Source organism: Rhodococcus sp. PvR099, from assembly GCF_017833315.1.
GTDB lineage: Bacteria > Actinomycetota > Actinomycetes > Mycobacteriales > Mycobacteriaceae > Rhodococcus_G > Rhodococcus_G oryzae.
The window spans coordinates 5,276,950-5,303,458 of record NZ_JAFIBV010000001.1 but is presented as its reverse complement, the minus strand read 5'-3'; the positions used below and the strand labels follow the sequence as shown (position 1 = coordinate 5,303,458).

Genomic DNA, 26,509 nt, shown 5'->3' with positions numbered 1-26,509 from the left:
TCTCGTTTCCTGTCGCTACTCGACCGGGCCGGCCAGCAGTTCCCGGAGGACCGGCGCCATCTCCTCGAGCGCGGCGGGGCTCATCATCGCCCAGTGCGTGCTGTGCACGGACCGGTGCCGGACCGTGCCCGAGACCGCCTGGCCCCATGACCGCGCCGCGATGGTGTCGTCCTGGCGTCCCTGCGCCGCGGTGAACAGCACCAGGTCGCCGTCGAAGCGGCCGGGGACGTAGCGCCGCATCAGTTCCGCCGAGTTCGTGGCCGAAGCGACCATCTGTCGCAGCCACTCCTCGGACACCGCGGACAGCGGGCCCCCGGTGGATGCCCGGATCAGGTCCAGCACCTCGTCGATGCCGGCCTCCGACGGATCGAGGTCGGCCGTCGCCGCGATACCGAAGCCGCCGAGGATCTCCTCCGCCGTCACCGCCGCGCCCTCACCGAGTGCGTCGGCCGCGTCGCCCGCGAAGCTGTCGAGCATGATCAGCCGCTCGACCGACTCCCCCGCCGCCTGGAGCTCGACGGCCATGGCGTGCGCGATGACGCCGCCGAGCGACCAGCCCAGCAGCCGGTACGGCCCGCTCGGCTGAACGGCCCGGATCTCCGTCACGTAGCGGTGCGCGATCTCCTCGATCGAGTCCGGCAGCGTGGCGTCGCCGGACGCGGCGGGCGACTGCAGACCGTAGACCGGCGTCTCACCGTCCAGCACCGGGGCCAGGGCGGTGTACGCCCACGACAGCCCAAGCACCGGGTGCACGGCGAAGACCGGCGACCGCTCACCCGCGGCGCGGATCGGGAGCAGGACGTCGAACATGTCCGCCCCGGTCCCGCTCGCGCCCTCCGCGCCGGACTCCGCGTCGATCGCGGCCGCGATGCCCTCGGCCGTCGGGTCGAGGAACACGGCCCGCAGCGGCACCGTGACCCCGAGCACCTCGGTCAGCCTGGACATCACCCGGGTCGCGGTCAGCGAGTTTCCGCCCAGATCGAAGAAGGACGCGTCCACCGACACCTTCTCGATCTCGAGGACCTCCGCGAGCACCTCTGCCACGGCGGCCTCGGTGGCCGTGCTCGGGGCCCGGTACTCGCCGGTGTCCTCGAACTCCGGCACCGGAAGCAGCTTGCGGTCCAGCTTGCCGCTGGGGTTGAGCGGGAACTCGTCGAGTCCGACGACCGCGTTCGGCACCATGTACACCGGCAGCACCGTCGCCACGTACCGCTTCAGTTCGTCCGGGTCCACCGTGGCGCCGTCCTGCGGGACCACATACGCGACCAGGTGGTCGCCGCGGTCGTCGGACTGCACCAGGACGGCTGTCTGCCGAACCCCGTCGAAGCCCCGCACCGCCGACTCGATCTCCTCGAGCTCGATGCGCTGGCCGCGCAGCTTGACCTGGAAGTCGGTGCGCCCGATGTACTCGAGGACCCCGTCCGCCCGTCGCCGGACCAGGTCGCCGGTGCGGTACATCCGGTCGCCCTCGGCGCCGAAGGGGTTCGCCACGAAACGGTCCGAGGTGATGCCGGGCCGGGTCAGGTACCCCCGCGCCAGCTGCGGGCCTGCCAGGTACAGCTCGCCCGCCACCCCGGCCGGGGTGGGCCGCAGCCCCGCGTCCAGCACGTGCACCCGGACGTTCCACTGCGGCAAGCCGATCGGCGTCGTGACCGTGTCCTCCGGACGCGCCTCCCAGTTGGTCACCGAGACCGCCGCCTCGGTGGGCCCGTACATGTTGTGCAGGCCCGCGTCGGTCAGCTCACGCCATCGTGCCGCCGTCTCGGGCGGCAACGCCTCGCCGATCACGAAGGCCCGCTTGAGCGTTCGCAGCGACGGCGCGTCGACGACCGCGACGAACACGCCGAGTGGCGACGGCACGAAGGTAGCCGTGGTGATCCCGTGCCCGGCGATCAGCCCGGCCAGGTACTCCATGTCCTTGTGTCCGTCGGGCTTGGCGATCACCAGGCGGGCACCGTTCTGCAGGGCCCAGAAGAACTCCCATACCGAGACGTCGAACGTCATCGCGATCTGCTGCAGCACCACGTCGTCGGCACCCAGTCCGTACTCGGACTGCTTCCACACCAGCTGGTTCACGATCGCCCGGTGCGTCAGGACGACACCCTTCGGCTTTCCGGTCGATCCCGACGTGAACATCACGTACGCCGTGTTGTCCAGATGCAGCGGCGCACGCCGGTCCGCGTCGGTCACCGGGGCATCGTCGTAGGCCGAGGTGTCGAGCTGGTCGATCTCGAGCACCTCGAAACGCGGGTCGACGTCGATCCGGTCGCGCCGTGTGCTCAGCACGCACACCGGGTCGGCCGTCTCCAGCACGTAGGTGGTTCGCTCGGCCGGATGATCGGGGTCGATCGGAACGTAGGCACCGCCGGCCTTGACGATCGCGTACATGCCGATCATCAGGTCGAGCGAACGCCGGATTCCCAGGCCCACCATCGACTCCGGGCCCACGCCCAGCTCGATCAGGTACCGCGCCAACCGGTTGGCCCGCGCGTCGAATTCCGCGTAGGTCAGTTCCTCGCCCTCGAAGACCAGCGCCACCGCATCCGGGGTGCGCGTCACCTGGGCATCGAAGAGGTCGGCAAGGGTCGCGGCCGGGATCTCGTGATCGGTCGCGTTCCAGCGATCGAGTTCGGCGTACTCCGCATCGGAGAGCACGTCGAGATCCCCGACCTTCGCGTCCGGGTTCCGCTCGATCGCCGAGAGGATCCGATCGACCCGGTCCAGGATCGACTCGACCTCGTCGGGCGCGAACAGGTCGGTCAGGAACTTCGCGTCCAACTGCAGGCGATCACCTGCCTCGATGTACAGCGACAGCGGGAAGGTGTTCGCGTCCACACCGCCGACGCCGAGCAGGCGCATCCCGTCGATGTCCGCGTCGCCGGTCGCGCTCGCGGCGTCGACCGGGTAGGACTCGAACACGGTGATGGTGTCGAACACGGAACCGGTGCCGGAGCGCTGCTGGATCGTCTGCAGGCCCACATGGTGGTGTTCGAGCAGGTCCGACTGCTCGCCCTGCAGCCGGAGCAACAGCTCGGTCACCGTCTCCGCCCGGTCCACGCTGACGTGCACCGGCAGCGTGTTGATGAACATGCCGACCATCGATTCCACGCCGGTCAGCGCGGGCGGGCGCCCGGAGACCGTGGCACCGAACACGACGTCGTCGCGGCCGATCAGGCGCGAGAGCACCAGGCCCCATGCCATCTGCACGACGGTGTTGAGCGTGACGCCGAGCTCACGTGCGAGTCCCGACAGCGCCCCGGTGCGCTCGGCCGACAGGTGCAGGCTGACCTCGCCGGGGAGCGAGGACTGCTCGCGTCCGCGGTCCGCGGGCGCGAGCAACGTCGGCTCCTCGGCACCGAGCATGGAGCCCGCCCACTGCTCCAGCGAGGCCTCGGCGTCGCGGGTTGACAGCCATTCGAGGAAGTCCCGGTAGGACCGGACCGGCGGCAGCACCGATCCGTCGCCGCGCGCCGCGTACAGCACGATCAGGTCCTTGAGGAGCAGCGGCATGGACCAGCCGTCGACCAGGATGTGGTGGCTGGTCATGGCCAGCGAGTACGTGCCGTCCGCACGCCCAACGAGACTGAACCGGACCAGCGGGGGCTCGGACATGTCGAACCGGCGCTGCCGGTCCTCGTCCAGGACCCGCTGCCGCTCCTCGTCACCGCGGTGACCGAGATCCACCTCGCGGAACTGAACCGGCGCGCCGTCCACGATCACCTGGACGGCATTGCCCGCGTCGTCGTGCCGGAACCCGGCCCGCAGGTTCGGGTGCCGGTCGACCAGTGCCTGAGCGGCCGCGCGCAGGCGGCCGGCGTCGACGAGTCCGCCGAGTTCGATCACCACCTGCGAGGTGTAGACGTCGAGCGAGGTGGAGGTCTGCGCCAGCATCGAGTGGAAGAGCATGCCCTCCTGCAACGGCGTCAACGACCAGACGTCCGCGAGGGTCGGGTACTCCGCCTCGAACCGCTCGATCTCGTTCTGTGACAACGACACCAACGGCAGATCCGAGGGTGTGAACTGCGCCGACCCGGTCGCCGCGGCCCACCGGCCGATGGCCTCGAGGGCCCGGGACCAGAGTTCGGACAGCTCGCGCACCTCGGACTCGTCGATCAGGCCAGGGGGGAACGCGAAGGTGGCGCTCAGCCGTGCGCCCGTCACCGAGGCGTTGATGTCGACGACCGCGGCCGCGGGCAGGTCCGCGTCCGGAGCCGCCGACACCGAGAGCTCGCCCTTCGGCGCGGGCAGCCACCCGATCGGTGCGGAGCCCGTTGGCTCCTCGCCGCCGAGCTGGCCGAGGTAGTTGAAACCGATCTGCGGCAACGGCTGAGCGGCCAGCTCGGCCGCGGTCCGCTCGTTCAGGTACCGCAACAACCCGTACCCGATGCCCTTGTTCGGCACGGCCAACAGCTGCTCCTTGACCGCCTTGACGGCCGAGCCGACGGCGGGTCCGCCTGCAAGGGCCTCGTCGAGGTCGATCTCGGGCAGGTCGAGTCGGAGCGGGAACATGCTGGTGAACCAGCCGACGGTCCTGGTCAGGTCGGCACCGGGAACGGTGTCTTCCTCGCGACCGTGGCCCTCGAGCTTGATCAGCGTCGAGGACTCGTCGACGCCGCGATCACGCCGCCACGCCGAGACGGCGAGCGCCAGCGCGGCGAGCAGGCCGTCGTTGACGCCGCCCCGGACGGCCGCGGGCACCGCGGTCAGCAGGGCGTCGGTGGCCTGCTCGGACAGCACGACCTTGACCTCGGCGATGGACGCGAACAGATCGACCGCGGGGTCGAGCGGGCGCGATGCGAGCAACGGGTCCACCCCGCCCTGCACCGTTCGCCAGTACGCCATCTCGGCTTCCCTGGCCGGGCTGTTCGCCTCCTCGGCCAGTCCGTGTGCCCAGCGGCGCATGGACGTCCCGACGGGCGGGAGCTCCGGAGTGGCGCCCGTGGTGACGGACTGCCAGGCGGCCACCAGATCGGCGACCAGGATGCGCCAGGACACACCGTCGACGACGAGGTGGTGGGCGACGATGAGCAGTCGTCCCGACCCGTCGGCATCGGGCTCGGGATCGAACCAGACGAACCGGACCACCGAACCGGTGGCGAGGTCGAGCTCCGCGGCGGCGTCCTCGAAGGCGGGTGCCGCGAGTGCGTCGAACTCGGCGCTGCCGGGCAGGGCGCCCGCGCCGAACTCGACCCGGGCGACCATCGCGTCCACGTCGACCGAACCCGCGTCGCCGATCGACAGGATCGGCTCCGCGCCGGTCTGCGGGATCGACGACCTCAGCATGTCGTGCTGGTCGAAGACCGCACGCAGGGTCGCCACCAGCCCGGCCCTGTCGATGCCCTCGGGCAGCGCCAGGAAGGCGGGCATGAGCATCCGGTTGTGGCCGCCGGGCCGCTCGGTCATCCACCGCATGATCGGGGTGAGCGGCATCTCGCCTACTCCCCCGCCCTCGAGTTCGGCGAGCACCGTCGCGCCACCGGACTCGGACATCAGCGTGGCGACCTGAGCCAGTCCGGCAACGGTCTTGCGCTCGAACACATCCCGCGCCTTGAGCACGACACCGGCGGCCTTGGCCCTGGTCACCAGCTGGATCGAGACAATGCTGTCGCCGCCGAGCGCGAAGAAGGAATCCGTGACGCTGACCCGCTCGACGCCGAGCACCTCGGCGAACAGGCCGGCCAGGATCTCCTCTACCGGGTTCGTGGGAGCCACGAACGATTCGAGCGAGGAACCGAAGTCGGGCTCGGGCAGCGCCTTGCGGTCCACCTTGCCGTTGACGGTCAGCGGGATCGCATCGAGGACCACGATCGCCGACGGCACCATGTGCGCGAGCAGCGAGCGCCCGACGAACTCGGTCAGTGCGGCCACGTCGACCGTCGCGGACGCGACCGGGACGACGTACGCCACCAGCACCGTGGCGCCCGACGGTCCCTGCCTGCCGACGGTGACCGCGAAGTCCACCGACTCGTGTGCGGACAGCGCCGCGTCGATCTCGCCGAGCTCGATGCGGAAGCCGCGCACCTTGACCTGGAAGTCGCTGCGTCCGACGTACTCGATCTCGAGCCTCGACCGGTCGCCCGCCTCGGATCGATCCACCCAGCGCACCATGTCGCCGGTGCGGTACATCCGGGATCCGGCCTCGCCGAACGGGTTCGCCACGAAGCGGTCCGCGGTCAGCGCGCGGCGGTCGTGATAGCCGCGTGCCATCTGCGCCCCCGCGAGATAGAGCTCACCCGCGACCCCGACCGGCACCGGACGCATCCGGCGGTCGAGCACCGTCGCGGACATGCCGCGGATCGGCCCACCGATGGTGAGGATCTCGCCCGGGGTCAGTGCCCCGCTGATCGTCGCCATGATGATCGTCTCGGTCGGGCCGTAGCCGTTGTAGAAGCTGCGGCCGGGCGCCCAGATGTCCACCAGGTTGTCCGGCACCGCCTCGCCACCGGCAACCAGGTGCTGCAGGCAGTCCAGGCCCTCCGGCGAGACGGACGCGAGCGCGCCAGGGGTGATGAACGCGTGGGTGACGCCTGCCGAGGAGATGATGTCCGCGAGCTCGGTGCCGCCGTACACGCCGGGAGGCACGATCACCATGGCCGCGCCCGCGCCGACGGCGAGCAACAGCTCGAGCATCGATGCGTCGAAGCTCGGCGACGAGAAGTGCAGGGCGCGCGACCGGGCGGTGACGCCATAGCGCTCGCGCTGCTCCGCGGCGAAGTTCGCCAGGCCCTGGTGGCTGACCACGACGCCCTTGGGCAGTCCAGTGGAGCCGGAGGTGTAGATCACGTAGGCCGCGTGCCGCTCTCGAACCGGCGCACGGCGATCCGCGTCGGTGACCGGATCGGTCGACCCCAGATCCACGGCCGCCGCGAACTCGGGGTCGTCCAGGACGAGCCACGAGACGGTGGTCGGCAGGTCCGCCAGGTGCTCGGCATCGGTGATGCCGACGAGGGCGGACGAATCGGTGGTCATGTGCTCGATCCGGTCCGACGGGTACGCCGGGTCCATCGGCACGAAGGCACCGCCGGACTTCGCGATCGCCCACAACGCAATCTGCGATTCAACGGACCGCGGCAGCGCCAGCGCCACGAACGACTCGGGGCCGACGCCGCGGTCGATCAGTACCCGCGCGAGCGCATTCGAGCGATCGTCGAGTTCGCCGTACGACACGGTCCGGTCGCCCGAGACCAACGCCGGGGCATCCCGGTCGGTCGCGGCGGCGGCCAGCAAGTCGGGCAGCATGCGGGTGGCAGGCTCCGCGGCCGGGCCGGACACCGGCGACAGCGCAGCGCGCTCGTCCGGATCGGTGACCTCGACGTCGCCGACCGGGGTCGACGGCGCCGAGACGACGGTGCCGAGCACCCGCAGGAAGCGCTCGGACAGGGTCCGGACCGCGTCCTCGTCCACCAGTTCGGTGGCGTGGATGAACTTCAGGTGCAGCGCGCTGTCCAGGCTGGCCGTCATCGCGACCGGGTAGTGCGCGGCATCGATGCCGTCCATGCCGAGCACCCGCATCCCGGCGATGTCGGTCTGCGAGGTCGCACCCGCCATGTCGACGGGGAACGACTCGAACACCGCGAGGGTGTCGAACATCGCGGCTTCGCCTGCGGCGCGCTGGATCTCGGCCAGGCCGACGTAGTGATGGTCGAGCAGGTCGGCCTGCTCGGCCTGCACCCGGGTGAGCAGCTGCGCCACCGACTCCGACGGGTCCAGGTGCACGCGCAGCGGCACGGTGTTGATGAACAGGCCGATCATCGACTCCACGCCGGGGATCTCCGGCGGCCGGCCCGAGACGGTGGCACCGAAGACGGTGTCCTCGCGGCCGGTCAGCGACCCGAGCAGGATCGCCCAGGACACCTGCACGAAGGTGTTCGGCGTGACGCCGAGTTCGCGTGCGCGGGCGACGAGTTCCGCGGTCTCCGCAGCACCCAACTGCGTGAGGTACTGACCGGAGGTGCTGTCCTGCTGACGACCCCGGTCGCCGGAGATGAGCAGCGTCGGCCCCTCGACACCACCGAGCGAGTCCTCCCACGCCTGCAGCGAGCGCACGTGATCACGCTCGGCCAGCCACGCCAGGAAATCGCGGTAGGAGCGTGCCTGCGGCAGCAACGAGGCGTCGCCGTCCGCTGCGTACAGCACCAGCAGTTCCTTGAGCACCAACGGGGTGGACCAACCGTCGATCGCGATGTGGTGGTTCATCACCACCAGCTCGTACTCGCCCTCCCCGAGGGTGATCAGCGTCAACCGCATCAGCGGCGGCGCGCCGAGGTCGAACTTGGCCAGTCGGTCGTGCTCGACGATCCGGGCCCGCTCGGCACCCCGGTCGGCCTCGTCCATGCCGGACAGGTCGACGGTGACGAACGGGATCTCGGTGCCCTCGAGCACCACCTGCGCCGCGATGCCCGTGTCATCGGTGACGAAGGCGGTCCGGAAGCTGGGGTGCCGATCGATCAGGGCCTGAGCGGCCCGGCGCATCCGGTCGGCGTCGACGACGCCACCGAGCCGCAGACACAGCTGTGCCGTGTAGACGTCGACGGCGGACTCTGCCAGCGCCGCATGGAAGTACATGCCGTACTGCAGCGGTGAGAGGGACCAGATGTCCGACATCGTCGGGAATCGCGCCTCGTAGCGCTCGATCTGCGACTGGGTCAGCGAGACCAGCGGAAGGTCGGAGGGGGTGAACCCGCCCGCGCCCGGGCTGCTCGCATGGCTCGCGATCGCGTCGAGCGCATCGGTCCACAGCTCCGCCAGCTCGTCGACGTCCGCGGCCGACAGCACGCCGGTCGCGAAGTCGAACACCGTCGAGAGTGTCTCGACGCCTTCGGAGTTCGACACGACAGCGTTGATGTCGAGCGCGGCGACCGGCATGTCCGGGTCGAGTGCCGACCCGAGAACGCCGCCGTCGCCGACCGGCACCCAGCCCATGTCGCGCATCTCGTCGGTGACCTCGAACGCGCCGGTCCTGCCGAGGTAGTTGAACCCGATCTGCGGGGCGGCGAAACCGCTCAGCTCCTGGGCCGTGTCGGCGTTCAGGTACCGCAGCAGTCCGTATCCGATGCCCCGGTCCGGGACGGCGAGGAGCTGTTCCTTGACCGACTTGATCGCCTGGCCCGCGGCCGGGCCGCCCGCGAAGGCGTCGTCGAGGTCCACACCCGACACGTCGATCCGCACCGGGAACAGCGAGGTGAACCAGCCGACGGTGCGGGACAGGTCCGCGCCCTCGACGGCCTCTTCCTCGCGGCCGTGTCCCTCCAGGCCGAGCAGGGTCGCCGACGCGGCGACGCCGCGCCGCTCACGCCAGCGCGCCACGGCGAGGGCAAGGGCGGCGAGCAGTCCGTCGTTGACACCGCCGCCGAACGCCCGCGGTACCGCGGTGAGCAGCCCCTCGGTGGTCTCGGCGGATACCTCGACCCGGACCCCCGCGGTCGCCGACACCACGTCGAGAGCGGGATCGACCGGACGCGACCCGAGCGTCGGGTCGGCCCCCTCGAGCACGCTGCGCCAGTATCCGAGCTCCTCGGTGCGCCGCTCGGACACCGCGGCCTCGGCGAGTCCGTGGGCCCACCGTCGGAGCGAGGTACCGACCTCGGGCAGCTCGGGCTCCGCACCCGACTGCACCTGACCCCACGCAGAGGCAAAGTCCGGCAACAGGATCCGCCAGGACACACCGTCGACGGCCAGGTGGTGGATCACCATCAGCAGGCGACCGTTGGTGTCACCGGCCCCGGCGGACGGGTCGAACCAGACGAACTGGGCCACGATCCCCGCCGTGGGATCGAGCCGGTCTGCGGCCGCCTCGAACTCGCCACGGACCAGCGCGGCGAACTCCTCGGTGCCGGGCCGCGATGCGAACTCGACGCGATGGATCAGCCGTGCCGACGGGACCGACCCGGCCTCGGTGACGGTGAGCCCGGAGCCGTCGTCGTTCCAGCGCAGACGCAGCGCGTCGTGCCGGTCGAGGACGGACTGGATCGTCGATTCCACGGTGGCACGGTCGATTCCGTGCGGCAATGTCACGAAGCTCGACTGTGAGTACCGGCGCAGCAGTCCGCCACGCTCGGCGGTGGCCCGCATGATCGGCGTGAGCGGCATCTCGCCGACGCCGCCGCCCGGCAGCTCCGCCAGGGTGATGGCAGCCGCGGCGGCCTCGCCCGCGACCGCGGCGAGTGCGGCGACCGTGCGGTGCTCGAAGACCTGCCGGGCGGTGAAGGCCAGGCCTGCGGCCTTCGCCCTGGTGACCAGCTGGATCGACATGATGCTGTCACCGCCGAGGGCGAAGAACGACTCCTCGACGCTGACCCGCTCCAACCCGAGCACCTCCGCGAACACCGCGGCGATCGTCTGCTCCGCGGGGGTGCGGGGCGCGACGTAGGTGTCGGCGACGGATGTGAACTCCGGTGCGGGCAGCGCCCGCCGGTCCAGCTTGCCGTTGCTGGTCACGGGCATCGCCTCGAGCACGATGAGGGCGTCCGGCACCATGTAGCCGGGCAACGCCTTGGCCACCTCGGCCCGCACGTCGCCGGTGTCGACGGTGACGCCCGTCGCGGCCACCAGGTAGGCAACCAGGCGCTGACCCCGTTCGGTGTCCGCCGCGATCACCACCGCCTGGTCCACCGACGGGTGGTCCAGCAGGGCCGACTCGATCTCGCCGAGCTCGATCCGCTGACCCCTGATCTTGACCTGGAAGTCGGTGCGTCCCAGGTACTCCAGCTGCCCGTCGCGACGCCAGCGCCCGAGGTCACCGGTCCGGTACATGACGGAGCCGGGTGCACCGAAGGGATTCGGCACGAATCGCTCCGCGGTCAGCCCCGACCGGGCGTGGTAGCCGCGGGCAACCTGACCGCCCGCGAGATAGAGCTCTCCCCTTGCGCCAGGGACCACCGGGTTCAGGCGCGAGTCGAGCACATAGGCCTGGCTGTTCCACACCGGGATGCCGATCGGCATGGTGCCGGTCTCGGTGCCGTCCGCCCAGTAGTGCACCGAGGTCAGTGTGGTCTCGGTCGGCCCGTAGGCGTTGTTGATCCCGAGCGACGCGCTTGCCAGCGTGCGGGCCGCGAGCTCGGGACTCAGGGCCTCGCCCGCCAACTGGAGCGAGCGCACCGACTGCGGGAACGCCAGCTCGGGGCTGGACAGGAAGGCCGCCAGCATCGACGGCACGAACCCGAGAGTGGTGACGTTCCACCGACGGGAGACGTCGATGAGGTACTCGGCGTCGCGGTGCCCGTCCGGCTTCGCGATCACCAGGTGACCGCCGGAGATGAAGGGCACGAACAGCTCCCACACCGACGGGTCGAACACGATCGGCGTCTTCTGCAGCACAACGTCCGAGGCCGTCATCTCGTACTCGCCGATGAACCAGCTGAGCTGGTTGACGATCGCGGCATGACTGACGGCCACGCCCTTGGGCACACCGGTGGAGCCGGAGGTGAAGATCACGTACGCGGGATTGCCGCGGCGTAGCGGACGCAACCGCTGGGCATCGGTGATCGGGGCGGCATCGAGATGACCGGTCGGAGCCGAGTCGATCTCCACGACCGGAACACCCGCGGGCAGCTCGACCCCGTCCCACGACGTGGTGAGGACGGCGACGGGCTGCGCGATCGAGAGCACCAGCTCCAGTCGTTCGGCCGGCTGATCGGGGTCGACCGGCACGTAGGCGCCGCCCGCCTTCATCACGGCGTACATCCCGACCATCATCTCGAGGGACCGGCGGGCCGCGAGGACGACCAGCGTCTCGGGTCCGACACCCTCGGAGATCAGGTGCCGGGCCAGACGATTCACGCGGGCGTCGAACTCGGCAAAGCTGAGGGTGGTGTCCTCGAAGGTCATCGCGGGCGCATCGGGCGTCCGCGCGACCGAACGGTCGATCAGCTCCACCAGGGTGGTCGGCTCCACCGGAACCGCGGTCTGGTTGAACTCGGTCAGCACGCGCTCACGCTCGTCCGGCTCGAGCAGGTCGATGTCCCCGACGACGACCTCGGGGTCGCCGACGGCCGTGGTCAGGATCCGGACGAACCGCTGCGCCATCCGCTCCACGCTCTCGCGGTCGAACAGCGAGGTCGCGAATCCGAACACGCCAGCGAACCCGGTGTTCCCGGCCTCGTCGGACTGCTCGGAGAAGGAGAGCTCCAGGTCGTACTTCGCCTGGCCCAGGTCGGTGGACAGGCCGCTGACCGTCAGGCCGGGCAGCTCGAAGACCGGGGTGTCGACGTTCTCGAAGCCGAACGACACCTGCACCAGCGGGGCGTGTGCGGTCGACCGTTCCGGGTCGAGGATCTCGACGAGCCGCTCGAACGGCAGATCGGCGTGCGAGAAGGCCTGCAGATCGCCCTCGCGGACCGTCTCGAGAACCGACCGGAAGGTGTCGGCCGACTCCATCTGCGTCCGCAACACGAGGGTGTTGACGAACATGCCGACGATCGGGTCGAGTGCCTCCTCGCCACGCCCGGCGACGGCGGTGCCGACCGCGATGTCACCGGTGCCGCTCATGTGCATCAACAGCACCGCGTAGGCGGCCTGCATCACCATGAACGAGGTGGTGCCCGTCGTCCGCGCGAGCGCATCGATCTGAGTCGACAGCTGCGACGGGACCTCGAAGTCCACCCGCTCGCCCAGCATCGACTGCATGGCGGGCCGGGGGCGGTCGGTGGGCAGCTCCAGCAGGTCCGGCAGGCCGGACAGGGCATCACGCCAGTGGTCGACCTGCTTGGCGATCACCGACTCCGGGTCCGATTCCGCGCCGAGGACCTCGCGCTGCCAGAGCGCGTAGTCGGCGTACTGCACCGGAAGCGGTTCCCAGTGCGGCGCCTCGCCCTGTGCGCGTGCCACGTAGGCACTCATCACGTCCCGGGCGAGCGGCGCCATCGAGGAGCCGTCCGCGCTGATGTGGTGCACCACGACCAACAGCACATGCTGGTCGGCTGCCAGTTCGAACAGGGCCGCGCGCACCGGCATCGAATCCGTGACATCGAAGCCCCGGCCGGCGAAGTCCGCCGCCCTGGCCATCAGCTCCGGCTCCGTGACGGCGATCCGGTCGAGCTCGATCGACGCCGCGGCCACCTCGATCACGCGCTGTTCCGGTCCGTCCGGGCCGGAGGGGTAGATCGTCCGCAGCGACTCGTGCCTGGCCAGCACGTCGAACATGGCCTGCTGCAATGCCTCCACGTTCAGCACACCGGACAACCTGACCCCGAGCGGGATGTTGTACGCGGCCGAGGCGGTGTCGAACTGGTTGAGGAACCAGATCCGCTTCTGTGCCATCGACAGCGGGATCCGGCCGGTCCGCGGACGCGCGACCAGCGCGGGGCGGTTGACGTCCCTGCCGGACATCGATGCCGCGGCCACCGCCAGCGACTCCACCGTTGGGGCGTCGAACAGCTCCCGCACGCCCATCGAGATGCCGAGCGCGGCGTTCACCCGTGCCACCACCCGGGTGGCCACCAGTGAGTTGCCGCCGATGTCGAAGAAGTCCTGATCCGCCGAGACCCGGTCCACGCCGAGGACGTCGGCGAAGACCCCCGCGATCACCTCTTCCACCGGGTTGCGCGGGGCGCGGTACTCAGCGGCCGACTCGAAGACCGGCTCGGGCAGTGCCCTGCGATCCAGCTTTCCGTTGGGCGTCAGCGGGATCGAATCGAGCTCGACGAAGGCCGAGGGCACCATGTGCGCGGGCATCTCGACGCCCGCGTACTCGGCGAGGACCGACCTGTCGATGCTCCGACCGGTGCCTGCGAGCACGTACGCCACGAGCACCGTGTTGCCCGAGGCGGTCTTGTGGCCGATCGTCGCCGCGAACTCGACGCTCTCGTGCCGGGTGAGAACCGCGTCGATCTCGCCGAGCTCGATGCGGAAGCCGCGCACCTTGAGCTGGAAGTCACTGCGGCCCACGTATTCGATCGCCAATGCGGCGGTGTCATCCCCCGTCGCTCCGTCGGTCTCGATCCAGCGCACCACGTCGCCGGTCCGGTACATCCGGGACCCGTCCTCCGCGAACGGGTTCGCGACGAAGCGGTCCGCCGTCAGCGCGAACCGCTGGTGATAACCGCGGCCGAGCGCGGGGCCCGCGAAGTACAGCTCGCCCGGCACCCCTACCGGGACCGGGTGCAGGCGACCGTCGAGCACCATCGCGTCGGCACCGCGGACGGGACCGCCGATGTTGATCGATCCGCCCGGCACCATCGGCCGGCTCATGGTGATCACCATCGACGTCTCGGTGGGACCGTAGACGTCGAACAGTCGCCTGCCGGGCGCCCACCTGGCGACCAGCTCGGCCTGCACGGCCTCGCCGCCGACCGCGACGTCGGTGAGCTCGTCGAGCCCGACCGGGTCGACGGTCGCCAGTGCGGCCGTCGTGACGAAGGCGTGGGTCACCCGCTCCTCACGCAGGAAGTCACCCAGCTCCTGGCCGCCGTAGATGCTCGGCGGCGCGATCACCATCGTGGCGCCCGAGCCGATCGCGAGCAGCAGTTCCAGCACCGCACCGTCGAAGCTCGGCGACGCGAAGTGCAGGGTCCGCGAGTCACGGGTCACCGAGTAGTGCTCTCGCTGCGCCGCAGCGAAGTTCGCGAGGCCGGTGTGCGTGACGAGCACGCCCTTGGGCTTACCGGTGGAGCCCGAGGTGTAGACCATGTAGGCCCCGGACTCGACCTTCAGCGGCCGAACCCGATCGGTGTCGGTGATCGACTCGGACGACTGTTCGTCGACCGAGGCGGAGAACTCGACGTCGTCGAGCGCCAACCAGGTCACCGAGCCGGGCACGGAGTCGATGCTGGCCAGGTCGGTGAGTCCGACCCGAACGCCGGAATCCGCGGCCAGGTACTCGATCCGCTCCTGCGGGTACGACAGGTCGAGCGGCACGAAGGCGGCACCGGTCTTGGCGATCGCCCAGACCGCGAGCACCGATCCGGCGGACCGGGACAGCGCCACCGCGACGAAGTCCTCGGCGCCGACGCCTGCTCCGATGAGCCTGCGCGCCAGCCTGTTCGAGAGTTCGTCGAGCTCGCTGTACGTCATCGCGAGGTCACCGAACTCCACCGCGTGCGCATCGGGGTTCAGCGCGACGGCCGCGGCCAGCAACTCCGGCAGGGTGGCCGGCGCGATGCTCGGGGTTCCTGACACCGGCGCGAGTCGTGCCCGCTCGCGCGAATCGAGCAGGCTCAGGTCGCCGACCGCCTGCGCCGGAGCCGCGACGACGGCCTCCAGTACCCGAAGGAAGCGAGTGGCGAAGTCCCGGACCGTCGACTCGTCGAACAGATCTGAGGCGTAGGTGAACTCGGCGGTCAGCCCGCCGCCACCCGCGGGGTCGCTCTCCATCATCATCAACTGCAGGTCGAACTTCGCGACCTGCAGGCCGCTCTCCAACGCGCTCACCGTGAGCCCCGGCAATTCCAGCGCGGCCTGCTCGAGGTTCTGGAATCCGAGGATCACCTGGGCGAACGGCGAATGCGCCCGCGAACGGGTGGGGTTGAGCGCCTCGACCAGCTGCTCGAACGGCACGTCGGCGTTGCCGAAGGCACCGAGGTCGGTCTCCCTGACCTGCGCGAGGAGCTCGGCGAAGGAAGCATCCGCATCGATGGCCGTACGCAGCACCAGCGTGTTGACGAACATGCCGACGAGATCGTCGAGCTGACGTTCGCCGCGTCCCGCGACGGGCGTCGCGATGGCGACGTCATCGGTGTTGCCGAGTCGAGACAGGAACACCACGAGCGCCGCGTGCACGGCCATGAACAGGGTGGCCCCGTGTTCGCGGGCGAGCGCGTCCAGGCGTGCACGCAGCTCGGGGTCGACGGCGAAGGAGACGCTGCCCGCCCGGAAGGACTGCTGCGAGGGCCGCGGGCGGTCCCCCGGGAGTTCGAGGACCTCGGGGATCCCCGCGAGTGCCGTTGTCCAGTACTCGATCTGCTGCGCCGCCAACGACTTCGGATCGTCGGGGGTGCCGAGGACCTCGCGCTGCCAGATGCTGAAGTCCGCGTACTGGACCTCGAGCGGGGTCCACCGCGGCGCCTCGCCCGCGGTGCGCGCGAGGTAGGCGGTGACCAGGTCCCTGGCCAGCGGCGCGGTCGAGGCGCCGTCGGACGAGATGTGATGGATCGACATCGCCAGTACGTGCTCGGCGACATCCGTGTCGGCGATCTGGACGATCTTGACCCGCAACGGGATCCCGGTCGTCACGTCGAAGCCCTTGGAGAAGAACGCGACCAGCTCGGCCGCGAGGCCGGACTCGGAGACGGTCGCGGTGCTCACGTCCAGGTCGACATCGGCCGCGGGCACGATCAGCTGGTGGGGACCGTCGTCGGTATTCGGGAACAACGTCCGCAGGGACTCGTGGCGTTCGAGGACGTCACCGAGCGCGGCGCGGAGGATGTCGGTGTCGAGTGCGCCGGTGAGCCTGATCGCCATCGGGATGTTGTAGACCGGCGAGGAGGTGTCGTACTGGTTCAGGAACCACATACGAGACTGAGCCAGCGACAACGGGATCCGGCCAGGGCGCGGTCGGGCCGACAGTTCGCTGCGCGCCTCGGCGCGGCCTTCCCCGAGTTCGATCCGGGCGGCCAGTTCGGACACCGTCGGCGCCTCGAAGAGGTCGCGCAGACGGAGCGCCGCCCCGGTCCCCGCGTTGACCCGGGCCACGACCTTGGTCGCGACGAGCGAGTCGCCGCCGAGGGCGAAGAAGCTGTCGGTCGCGGACACCCGGGGCACCGACAGCAGCTCGCCGTACACGGCCGCGACGATCTCCTCGACGACATTCGCGGGCGCCCGGTAGGACTCCTCCGCGGAGCCGAAATCGGGATCCGGCAGCGCCTTCCGATCGACCTTTCCGCTGGGGGTCAGCGCGAACTCGTCGAGGACCACGACCGCCGAGGGCACCATGTAGTCGGGCAGGGCACGTCGGGCCACCTCGGTGACCGCGTCTTCGAGTCCGTCCGCGGTGTCGGCGGGGACCACGTAGGCGACCAAGCGGTCGATCCCGGTCTCGGTGGTCTTGACCACCACGGCGACCTGGCCCACCCGCGGGTCGGCCAGCAGCGCCATCTCGATCTCGCCGAGCTCGACCCGCAGACCACGGATCTTCACCTGGAAGTCGGTGCGGCCGACGTACTCGAGTTCGCCGTCGGTGTTCCAGTACACGACGTCGCCGGACTGGTACATCCGCTCGCCGCCGCCCCGGAACGGGTTCGCCACGAACCGGGCCGCGGTGAGCGCGAACCGGCTTCCGTAGCCGCGGGCGAGCACCAGCGGACCACCGATGTACAGCTCGCCGGGCACCCCGGGCGGCACCAGGCGCAGGTGCTGGTCGAGCACATACAGCTCATAGTTCGGCAGCGCGGGTCCGATCGGGACCCGGCCGTCGGGATAGCCGGTGGTCACCGAGCTCAACCGGTGATCGGTGATCATGTCGGTGGCCTCGGTCGGCCCGTAGTTGTTGTGCAGCCGGGTGCCCGCCGCCTCGAGGTGCGCGAGCCTGGCCGGGTTGAACGACTCGCCGCCCAGGTGCAACGACCGCAGCGCGGGCAGCACCGACTGGTCCGTGTCCGCGTCGAGCAGCGTGGCGAAGGCGCTCGGCGCCAGGTTCGCGTTGACCACCGAGCCGCCACCGATGATCTCGAGGATCTCGACCGGGTCGAAGGGGTCCCCCGCCAGGTGCAGCACGCCACCGTCGGACAGTGTGACCCACACGTTCTTCTGCGTCTGGTCGAAGACCGGCGAGTTCGCGACCAGCGCACCGTCACCCGGCTCGAGGCGGATCTCACCGCGGTACCACTCGGCGGTGTTGAGGACGCCGGCCATCGGCACCAGGGTCGGCTTCGGCCTGCCGGTCGATCCCGAGGTGGTGATCACGTAGGCGAGGCGGTGACCGGCACCGGGTTCGGTCCAACGGTTCGGTGGGGCCGTCTCCTGCCTGCTCGCGAGCCGGGCCTCGGTGTCCGCATCGCCCAGCCGCACGAGCGCTCCGGAGTAGGCGAGCTCCTCGCTCCACCCGTCCGCGAGCACCACGGCCCCGACCTCGCAGTCCTCGAGAACGGCTGCGATCCGGTCCGCGGGCGCCTTCGTGTCGACCGGCAGGTAGGCCGCGCCGACCTTCCACGCGGCGAGCATGCCGACCACCCAGTCCACCGAACGCGGGACGACCAGGGCCACCACGTCATCGATGCCGACGCCCGCGGCGATCAGCTCATGCGCCAACCTGTTGGCGCGACGGTCGAGCTCGCCGCGCGTGACGCTCGTGCCCGATGCCACCACGGCGATCGCGGACGCGTCCTCGGCGACCCGTGCGTCGATGCGTTCGAGCAACGTCTCGGGGGTGCGGGCGAGTTCCGTGCGGTTGTACGAGTCGAGCAGCTGCAGCTCGTCGTCGGTGATCAGGCGCAGCGAACCGACGTTCGCCTCCGGACGCGCCACGAACTCGCGCAGCACCCGGATCGTGCGGTCGAGATGACCCGCGACGGTCGCCTCGTCGAAGGCCTCGTGCTGGAACTCGGCGGCGAGGTGCAGACGGCCGTCGACGGGAGCGGCCACGATCGAGAGCGGGAAATGGCTCGCGGCCGCGGATTCCACACCCATCAACCGCATCCCGGCGATGTCGACGTCGCCGCCAACACCGGAGGTGTCCACCGGATAGGACTCGTAGATCACGGCGGTGTCGAACAGCGCGGCGTCACCCGCGGCCCGGTGGATGTCGGTCAGCCCCACGAAGTGGTGGTCGAGCAGCCCCGCCTGCTCCGTCTGCAGGCGTACGAGCAGCTCGCGCACCGGCTCGTGCGGAACGAGCTGCACGGCAACGGGAATGGTGTTGATGAACAATCCGGCCATCGACTCCACGCCGGACAGGTCCGACGGCCGACCGGACACGGTGGCACCGAACACGACGGTGCCGCGACCGCTGAGCATGCCGAGCACGACGCCCCATGCCGTCTGCACCAGCGTGTTCAGCGTGACGCCCAGCTCCGCCGCGAGCGCCTCGGCACCCGCGGTCTCCTCGGCGGAGAGCGAACCCTCCACCTTGCCCGGCACCGCAGCGTGGTTGACGCCCTGCACCGCAGGCGCCAGCAGGGTCGGATCATCCGCTCCGGCGAGCGCGTCGCGCCAGGTCTCCAGCGACTGCGCGCGGTCCTGTCCGGCGAGCCAGTGCAGGTAGTCCTTGTAGTCCCGGGCCCGCGGCAGCGCCGAATCGTCGCCGTCCATGGCGTAGAGCGCCATCAGCTCGCGGATGACCAGCGGGGTCGACCAGCCGTCCAGGATCACGTGGTGGTTGGTGAACACGAGCTGCCAGCGATCGGCCGCCAACGCGAGCAGGGTCAGCCGGACCAGCGGCGGCGTCGCCATATCGAAGCCCGTCGCGCGGTCCGCATCGAGGATCCGCTGCCGCTCGGCCGCCCTCGACTCCTCGTCGAGGCCGCTGAGATCGTGCAGGGTGAGCGGGGCCCGGGTGTCGCCGACGACGACCTGGACCGATCCCACGGCCTCGTCGACCAGGAACACCGAGCGCAGGTTCGGGTTCCTGACCAGGAGCCGGTCGGCGGCGCGCCGCAGCCGATCTGCATCGACCGATCCGGTCAGGTCGAGCACGAACTGCGCGGTGTAGACGTCCACCACGTCCGGCATGCCCTCGATGAGCAGTGCGTGGAAGAGCAGGCCGTGCTGCAGCGGGGACAGGGACCACAGGTCCTCGACGCTCGGGTACCGCGACTCGAACAGTTCGATCTGGTCCTGCGACAGGGACACCAGTGGCAGGTCGGACGGGGTCAGACCGCCGGCCGCCTCCGTGCGCGCGTGCGCGCTGATCGCGGTCATCGCGGCGCGCCAGAATCCGGCGAACTCCTCGACCTCCGCCTCGCTGAGCACACCGGTCGCGAACGACAGGGTCGCCGACAGGCCGCCGCCCGGCAGCACCGACGCGTTGATCTCCAACGCGGACTCGGGCGCCATGGCCGGATCGGCCGCGCCGCCGAGCGCGCCGCCGTCGGTGACCGGGATCCAGCCGAGGCCACGGATCTCGTCGGTGAGCTCCCCGGTCCCGAACCGGCCGAGGTAGTTGAAGCTGATCTGGGGAACCGCCCCGGAGCTCAGCTCCGCGCCGGTCTCCGGGTTGAGGTACCGCAGCAGGCCGTACCCGATGCCGTTGTCCGGCACCGCCAGCAGCTGCTCCTTGACGGCCTTGACCGCAGATCCTGCCGCTGCCCCGCCCGCGAGCGCGTCATCGAGGTCGGCCCCACCGAGGTCGAGCCGAACGGGGTACACGCTGGTGAACCAGCCGACGGTCCGCGAGAGATCCGCGCCCGGCACGACCTGGTCCTCACGGCCGTGTCCCTCCAGGGTGATCAGGGTCGAGGACTCCGCCGCTCCGCGTCCGCCGCGGGCTCGCCGCCACGCGGCGACGGCGACGGCGAGGGCCGCGAGCAGTCCGTCCTGGGCGCCGCCCCGGAATCGGGCGGGCACCCCGGTGAGCAGCCCGTCGGTCACATCGGCAGGCAACTCGAGAGAGACCTGTCCCCTGGTCGCCACGGTGTCGAGCCGCGCGTCGAGCGGCCGCGATCCGATCGGCGCCTCCGGCGTCGCCAGAACCTCACGCCAGTAACCGAGTTCGGTCACCCGGGAGTCCGAACGTGCCTCGTCCGCGAGGGCGTGCGCCCACCGACGCATCGAGGTGACCTCGGGCTCGAAGCTCGGCGTACCGCCTGCGACGATCTGGCCCCAGGCCGAGGCGAGGGCGGGCACCAGCAGGCGCCAGGACACGCCGTCCACCACGAGGTGGTGCAGTACCAGGAGCAGGCGTCCGTTCGCCTCGCCGAGCTGCGATGCCGGATCGAACCAGACGACCTGCACCATCGCACCGGCGGCGGGGTCGAGTCGGTCCGCGGCCGCGTCCAGTGCCGCGGCCGCAATTCGCTCGAATCCCGCACTGCCGGGGGCATTCTCGGAATCGAACTCGATCCGGTCGATCACCGAGTTCGCGTCGACCGAGCCGAGCTCACGGGCGCGCAGCACGGGCGCGTCCCCGTCAGCGGAGGCCAGCACCGACCGAAGCATCGGATACTGGTCGAGCACCGCCTGCACCGTCGCAGCCAGGGTGCCGCGGTCGAGTCCGAGCGGCGCCGTCAGCAACACCGCCTGGGAGAACCGTGACCCCGCGCCGTTCTCCAGCGCCCAGCGCGCCACCGGCAGCAGCGGCATGTCGCCGACACCGCCGCCGGGAAGCTCCTCCAGCACCGCGACGCCCGCCTCGGCGACCGTCGTGGCGACCAGGGCAAGACCGGTCACGGTCTTGCGCTCGAAGACGTCCCTTGCCTTGATCAGCACGCCCGCGGCCTTCGCCCTGGCCACCAACTGGATCGAGACGATGCTGTCACCGCCCAGCGCGAAGAACGAGTCGGCGACGCTGACCCGGTCGACGCCGAGCACCTCGGCGAACAGGCCGGCCAGGAGTTCCTCCATCGCATTCGACGGAGCGACATACGATTCCGCGGCCGAGCCGAAGTCCGGTTCCGGCAACGCCTTCCGGTCCACCTTGCCGTTGATCGTCACGGGCAGCGCGTCGATCACCACGATCGCCGACGGCACCATGTGCGGGGCCAGCGAACGGGACACGAACTCGGTCAGCTCGCGGTCCGCGAGCGCGGCACCGGGCACCGGCACGACGTAGGACACCAGCACGGTGGCACCGGCCGGTCCCTCCCTGCCGATCGTGTATGCGGTGTCGACGGACTCGTGCGCCGCCAGTGCGCCGTCGATCTCACCGAGCTCGATCCTGAAGCCGCGCACCTTGAGCTGGAAGTCGCTGCGCCCCACGTACTCGATCTCGAGCCGGGACCGGTCACCCGAGACCGACCGGTCGACCCAGCGGACGAGGTCACCGGTGCGGTACATCCGGGCGCCAGGCGCTCCGGACACGTCGGCCACGAACCGGGACGCGGTCAGGTCGAAGCGGCCGTGATAGCCGCGGGCCAGCGCCGGGCCCGCGAGATAGAGCTCACCCGTCACACCGAAGGGGACGGGGCGCAGTCGCCCGTCGAGGACCACAGCGGACACCCCGCGGATCGGGCCACCGATGGTGACGGGCGCGCCCGCGACCATCGGTTCCGAGATGGTCGCGATCATGGTGGTCTCGGTGGGGCCGTACAGGTTCCGGAAGGGATAGGTGGGCGCCCACTTGGCCACCAGTTCAGGACTGACCGCCTCACCCGCGACCGAGATCGACTCCAGGTCGACCAGGCCGGTGGGATCGACGGTGTTCAACGCGGCGGGTCCCGTGTAGCCGTGCGTGACCCGCTGCTCGAGCATCACCTCGCGCAGCTCGTCGCCGCCGTAGATGCCCGGTGCCACGATGACGGCGGCCGCGCCCGCGACCGAGGCCATCAGCAGTTCCCACACCGCGCCGTCGAAGCTCGGCGACGCGAAGTGCAGCACCCTGGACGTGGCCTGCACGCCGAACTTCTGCTGGTGCTCGGCGACGATGTTGACCAGGCCGGTGTGCGTGACCGCGACGCCCTTGGGGAGGCCGGTGGAGCCGGAGGTGTAGACCATGAACGCCGGGTTGTCCACGTGCGCGGCCGTGGTGCGATCGGCGTCGAGGATCGGATCCGTACGCTCGGCGTTCCAGTCCGCGAGGAAGCCCGGGTCGTCCATCGCCAGCCAGCGCACACCGGACGGCAGTCCGGCGAGCGCCCCGGTCGTGGTCAGGCCGAGCGTCGCCCCCGAGTCCGAGGCCATGTGCTCGATCCGGTCGGCGGGGTAGGCGGGATCGATCGGCACGAACGCCGCGCCGGTCTTCGCGACCGCCCACACCGCGACCGCCGACTCGATCGACCGCGCGAGGGAGAGCGCCACGAAGGTCTCGGGGTCGGCCCCGTGCGAGATCAGCACCCGGGCAAGGGCGCTGGACCGGTCGTCGAGCTCCCCGTAGGACACCACGCGGTCGCCGGAGACCAGGGCCGGGGCACCGCGTTCCGCGGCTCCGGAGGTCAGCAGCTCCGCCAGCGAGACCGGGGCCGCGGAATCCGCGCCACGCACGGGCGTGAGGGCCCTGCGCTCGTCCGGGCTGGTGATCTCCACGTTGCCGACCGGAACCGACGGATCGGCGGTGACCGCCTCGAGCAGGCGCACGAACCGCTCCCCGAGGGTGCGCACGCTGGTTTCGTCGAACAGGTCGGTCGCGTAGACCAGGGTGCCGGTCATCCCCGAGTGATCGGCCTTCTCGCCCACCGAGAGCTGCAGGTCGAACTTCGCGAAGGTCACGCCCGGGTCGACCTCGCCGACCACGAGGTCGGGCAGTTCCAGGACCGCGGCCTCGGTGTTCTCCAGCGCGATGACCACCTGGAAGATCGGCGAGTGCGCGGTCGACCGCTCGGGCGCGAGGAGCTCCACCAGGCGTTCGAACGGTACGTCCGCGTGCGCGAGCGCACCGATGTCCGATTCCCTTGTGCTGCGCAGCATCTCGACGAACGACTTGGCCGGGTCGACCACGGTCCGCAGCGCGAGGGTGTTGACGAACATGCCGACGAGGTCGTCGAGTTCACGCTCGCCACGACCCGCGGTTGGGGTACCGAGGACGATGTCGTCCGTGCCGGACAGCTTGGAGAGGAGCACGGCGAACGCGGCGTGCACGGCGGTGAACAGGGTCGCCTCGTGCTCGCGCGCCAGCTCGAGCAACCGGCCGTGCAGATCCTGACCGATCTCGAACTCGACCCGGGCGCCCTCCATGGAGATGACCGCGGGACGCGGGCGATCGGTCGGCAGCGGCAGCACCTCCGGGATCCCGGCGAGCTCGTCGACCCAGTAGCCGACCTGCCGCGCCAGCAGCGACTCCGGGTCGTCCTCGACACCGAGCAGCTCGCGCTGCCACATCGCGAAATCCGCGTACTGGACCTCGAGCGGCGCCCAGTCCGGGCCATGACCGCTCGCCCAGCTCGAGTACGCGATGACGACATCCCTCGCCAGCGGCGCCATCGACGCGCCGTCCGAGGAGATGTGATGCACCAGGAACAGCAGGACGTGCTCGTTCTCGGTCAACCGGAACAGGCGCGGCCGGACCGGGATCTCGACGGTCACGTCGAAGCCCCGCGACGCGAGGTCCGCGAGCGTCGTCATCAGGTCGGCCTCGTCACGGACATGGACCGGGGTCAGATCGATGTCGAGTCCGTCGGCGGGCAGCACCACCTGGTGCGGACCGTCCCCGTCGTCCGGGAACACGGTGCGCAGCGACTCGTGCCGCTCGAGCACACTCGCCACCGCGGCCGCCAAGGCCTCGGTGTCGAGCGACCCGGTCAGCCGGATACCGAGCGGGAGGTTGTAGGCGGGCGACGAGGTGTCGAACTGGTTGATGAACCACATCCGAGACTGAGCCAGCGACAACGGGATCCGCTCGGGTCGCGGCTGCGCCACGAGTTCCGGCCGATGACGACCGGTCCCCGCCCCCGCGGCCGCGAGGGCGGCCAGCCCGGCCACCGTCGGTGCGTCGAACACCTCGCGCAGATTCACGTCCGAGCCGAGTGCCGCGTTGGCCCGCGCAACCACCCGGGCCGCCGACAGCGAGTTGCCGCCGATCTCGAAGAACGAATCGTCGGCGCCGACCCGCTCGATGCCGAGGATCTCGCCGAAGATCTGCGCCACCACGATCTCGGCCGGGGTCGACGGCTCCCGGTAATGATCGGAATGCGACTCGAACTGCGGGCGCGGCAGCGCCTTCCGGTCGATCTTTCCGCTCGTGTTGAGCGGCATCTCGTCGAGCACGAGCAGCAGGTCGGGAACCATGTACGCAGGCAGGGTCCGGCCCACGTCGGCAAGCACCTGATCGGTGTCGATCGTCGCGCCCGCGACCGCGGTCACGTACGCCACGAGTCGCTGCACCCGGTTGTCGTCGTGCACGACGACAATGGACTGCAGGACATCGGCATTCGCGACCAGTGCGGATTCGATCTCACCGAGCTCGATCCGCAGACCTCGGATCTTGACCTGGAAGTCACTGCGCCCCAGGAACACCAGTTCGCCGTCGCTGCGCTCGCGCACCAGGTCGCCGGTCCGGTACAGCCGGGCGCCGCCGGAGCCGAACGGGCTCGCGACGAATCGTGATGCGGTCAGGGCGGTCATGCCGCCGTAGCCGCGGCCGACCGCGTTGCCACCGATGTAGAGCTCACCCGTGATACCAGCGGGCACCGGCCGCAGACGGCCGTCGAGGACGTGGTAATCCACTCCCTCCCAGGCGGTACCGATCGGGATCTGGCCCTGTTCGACGTCAGGGGCGGAGAGGTCCAGCTCGTAGATCGACGTGACGTCGGAGGCCTCGGTCGGACCGTAGCTGTTGATCATCCGCGTCTGCGTGCCGATCAACCCGTTGTACGCGGCGGGCCGGATCTGCTCACCGCCCAGGATCACGGCGCCCAGGTTGGTCAGCACGCCCTCGGTGTCGAGGTCGGCCAGCACCTCGAAGGCGCTCGGCGCCATGTTGGCGATCTGGACGTCCCCGGTACCGATCTGACGCAGGATCGGCTGCGGGTCGAAGCCGTCCTCGGACAGGTGCAGCGTGCCGCCGTACGCGAGCGCGACCCAGATGTTCTTCTGGGTCAGGTCGAACAGCGGCGAGTTCGCCATCAGGACGCCGGTGCCTGCACCGAAGTCCAGCATGCGGCGGTAGGCCTGGAAGGTGTTGGAGACGCCGCGCATCGGCACCAGCGTCGGCTTCGGACGGCCGGTCGATCCCGACGTCGAGATGACATAGGCCAGTCGCAGGCCCGCGTCGTCGTCCGTCCACGGATCCCGATCCGGATCCGTCGCCTCGTGCGCCTCCAGGCGCGCCACGGTGTCGGGATCGTCGAGGACCGTCACCCCGAAGGGAGCGTCCGCCAGCGCGGGCCACCCGCTCAGTGCGACCACGGCCCTTGCCCCGCTCGCCTCGATGAGCCCCTCGGTCCGCTCGAGCGCCCACGCGGGGTCGAGCGGCGAGTAGGCGGCGCCGAGCTTCCACGCCGCGAGCATGCCGACGATCCACTCGAGTGAACGGGGAACGATCAGGGAGACCACATCGTCGGGTCGCACCCCACAGGAGGCGAGTTCCCGCGCCAACTGGTTGGCCCTGCGGTTCAGCTCACCGCGGGTGGTCGGGCGGCCGTCCTCGACGACGGCGATCGCCTCGGGATCGCGCTCGACCCACTCCTGCCACAGGGCGACGGCCGAGACCAACGGCCATCCGTCGGCGGGCGCCTCGGCGGCCACCTCGGGAAGGTCGAGGGTGGAGGCGTCGGCGTGGATCCTGTCGAGCACGCCACCGATGCCGCCCTCGGCGGCAACGATCGTCGGAACCAGACCGGTGAGGACCACGGACACGATGGCATCGGCATCCATCCCGCGATCGGACAGTGCCCCCGCCAGCAGCTGCAGACGCTCATCGAGCTCCCGATACGTCACCGACATACCGTCGACCGACACTACGATCGTGTCCGGGCGGTCCGAGGCGAGAGCGGCGATCGATCGAGTCAGATCCGCAGCAGACAACAGTTCCTCCGAAGCATTCGAGCTAGTT

1 protein-coding gene is annotated in these 26,509 nt (G+C 70.4%); it reads right to left on the bottom strand.

Going from position 1 to position 26,509, the window contains the following annotated elements; translation table 11 throughout:
• Nucleotides 1-15: 15 nt before the first annotated feature.
• Complete coding sequence (locus JOE46_RS24385; protein WP_209928727.1) at nucleotides 16-26,394, bottom strand: non-ribosomal peptide synthase/polyketide synthase; 26,379 nt, start codon at nucleotides 26,392-26,394, stop codon at nucleotides 16-18.
• Nucleotides 26,395-26,509 lie beyond the last annotated feature (115 nt).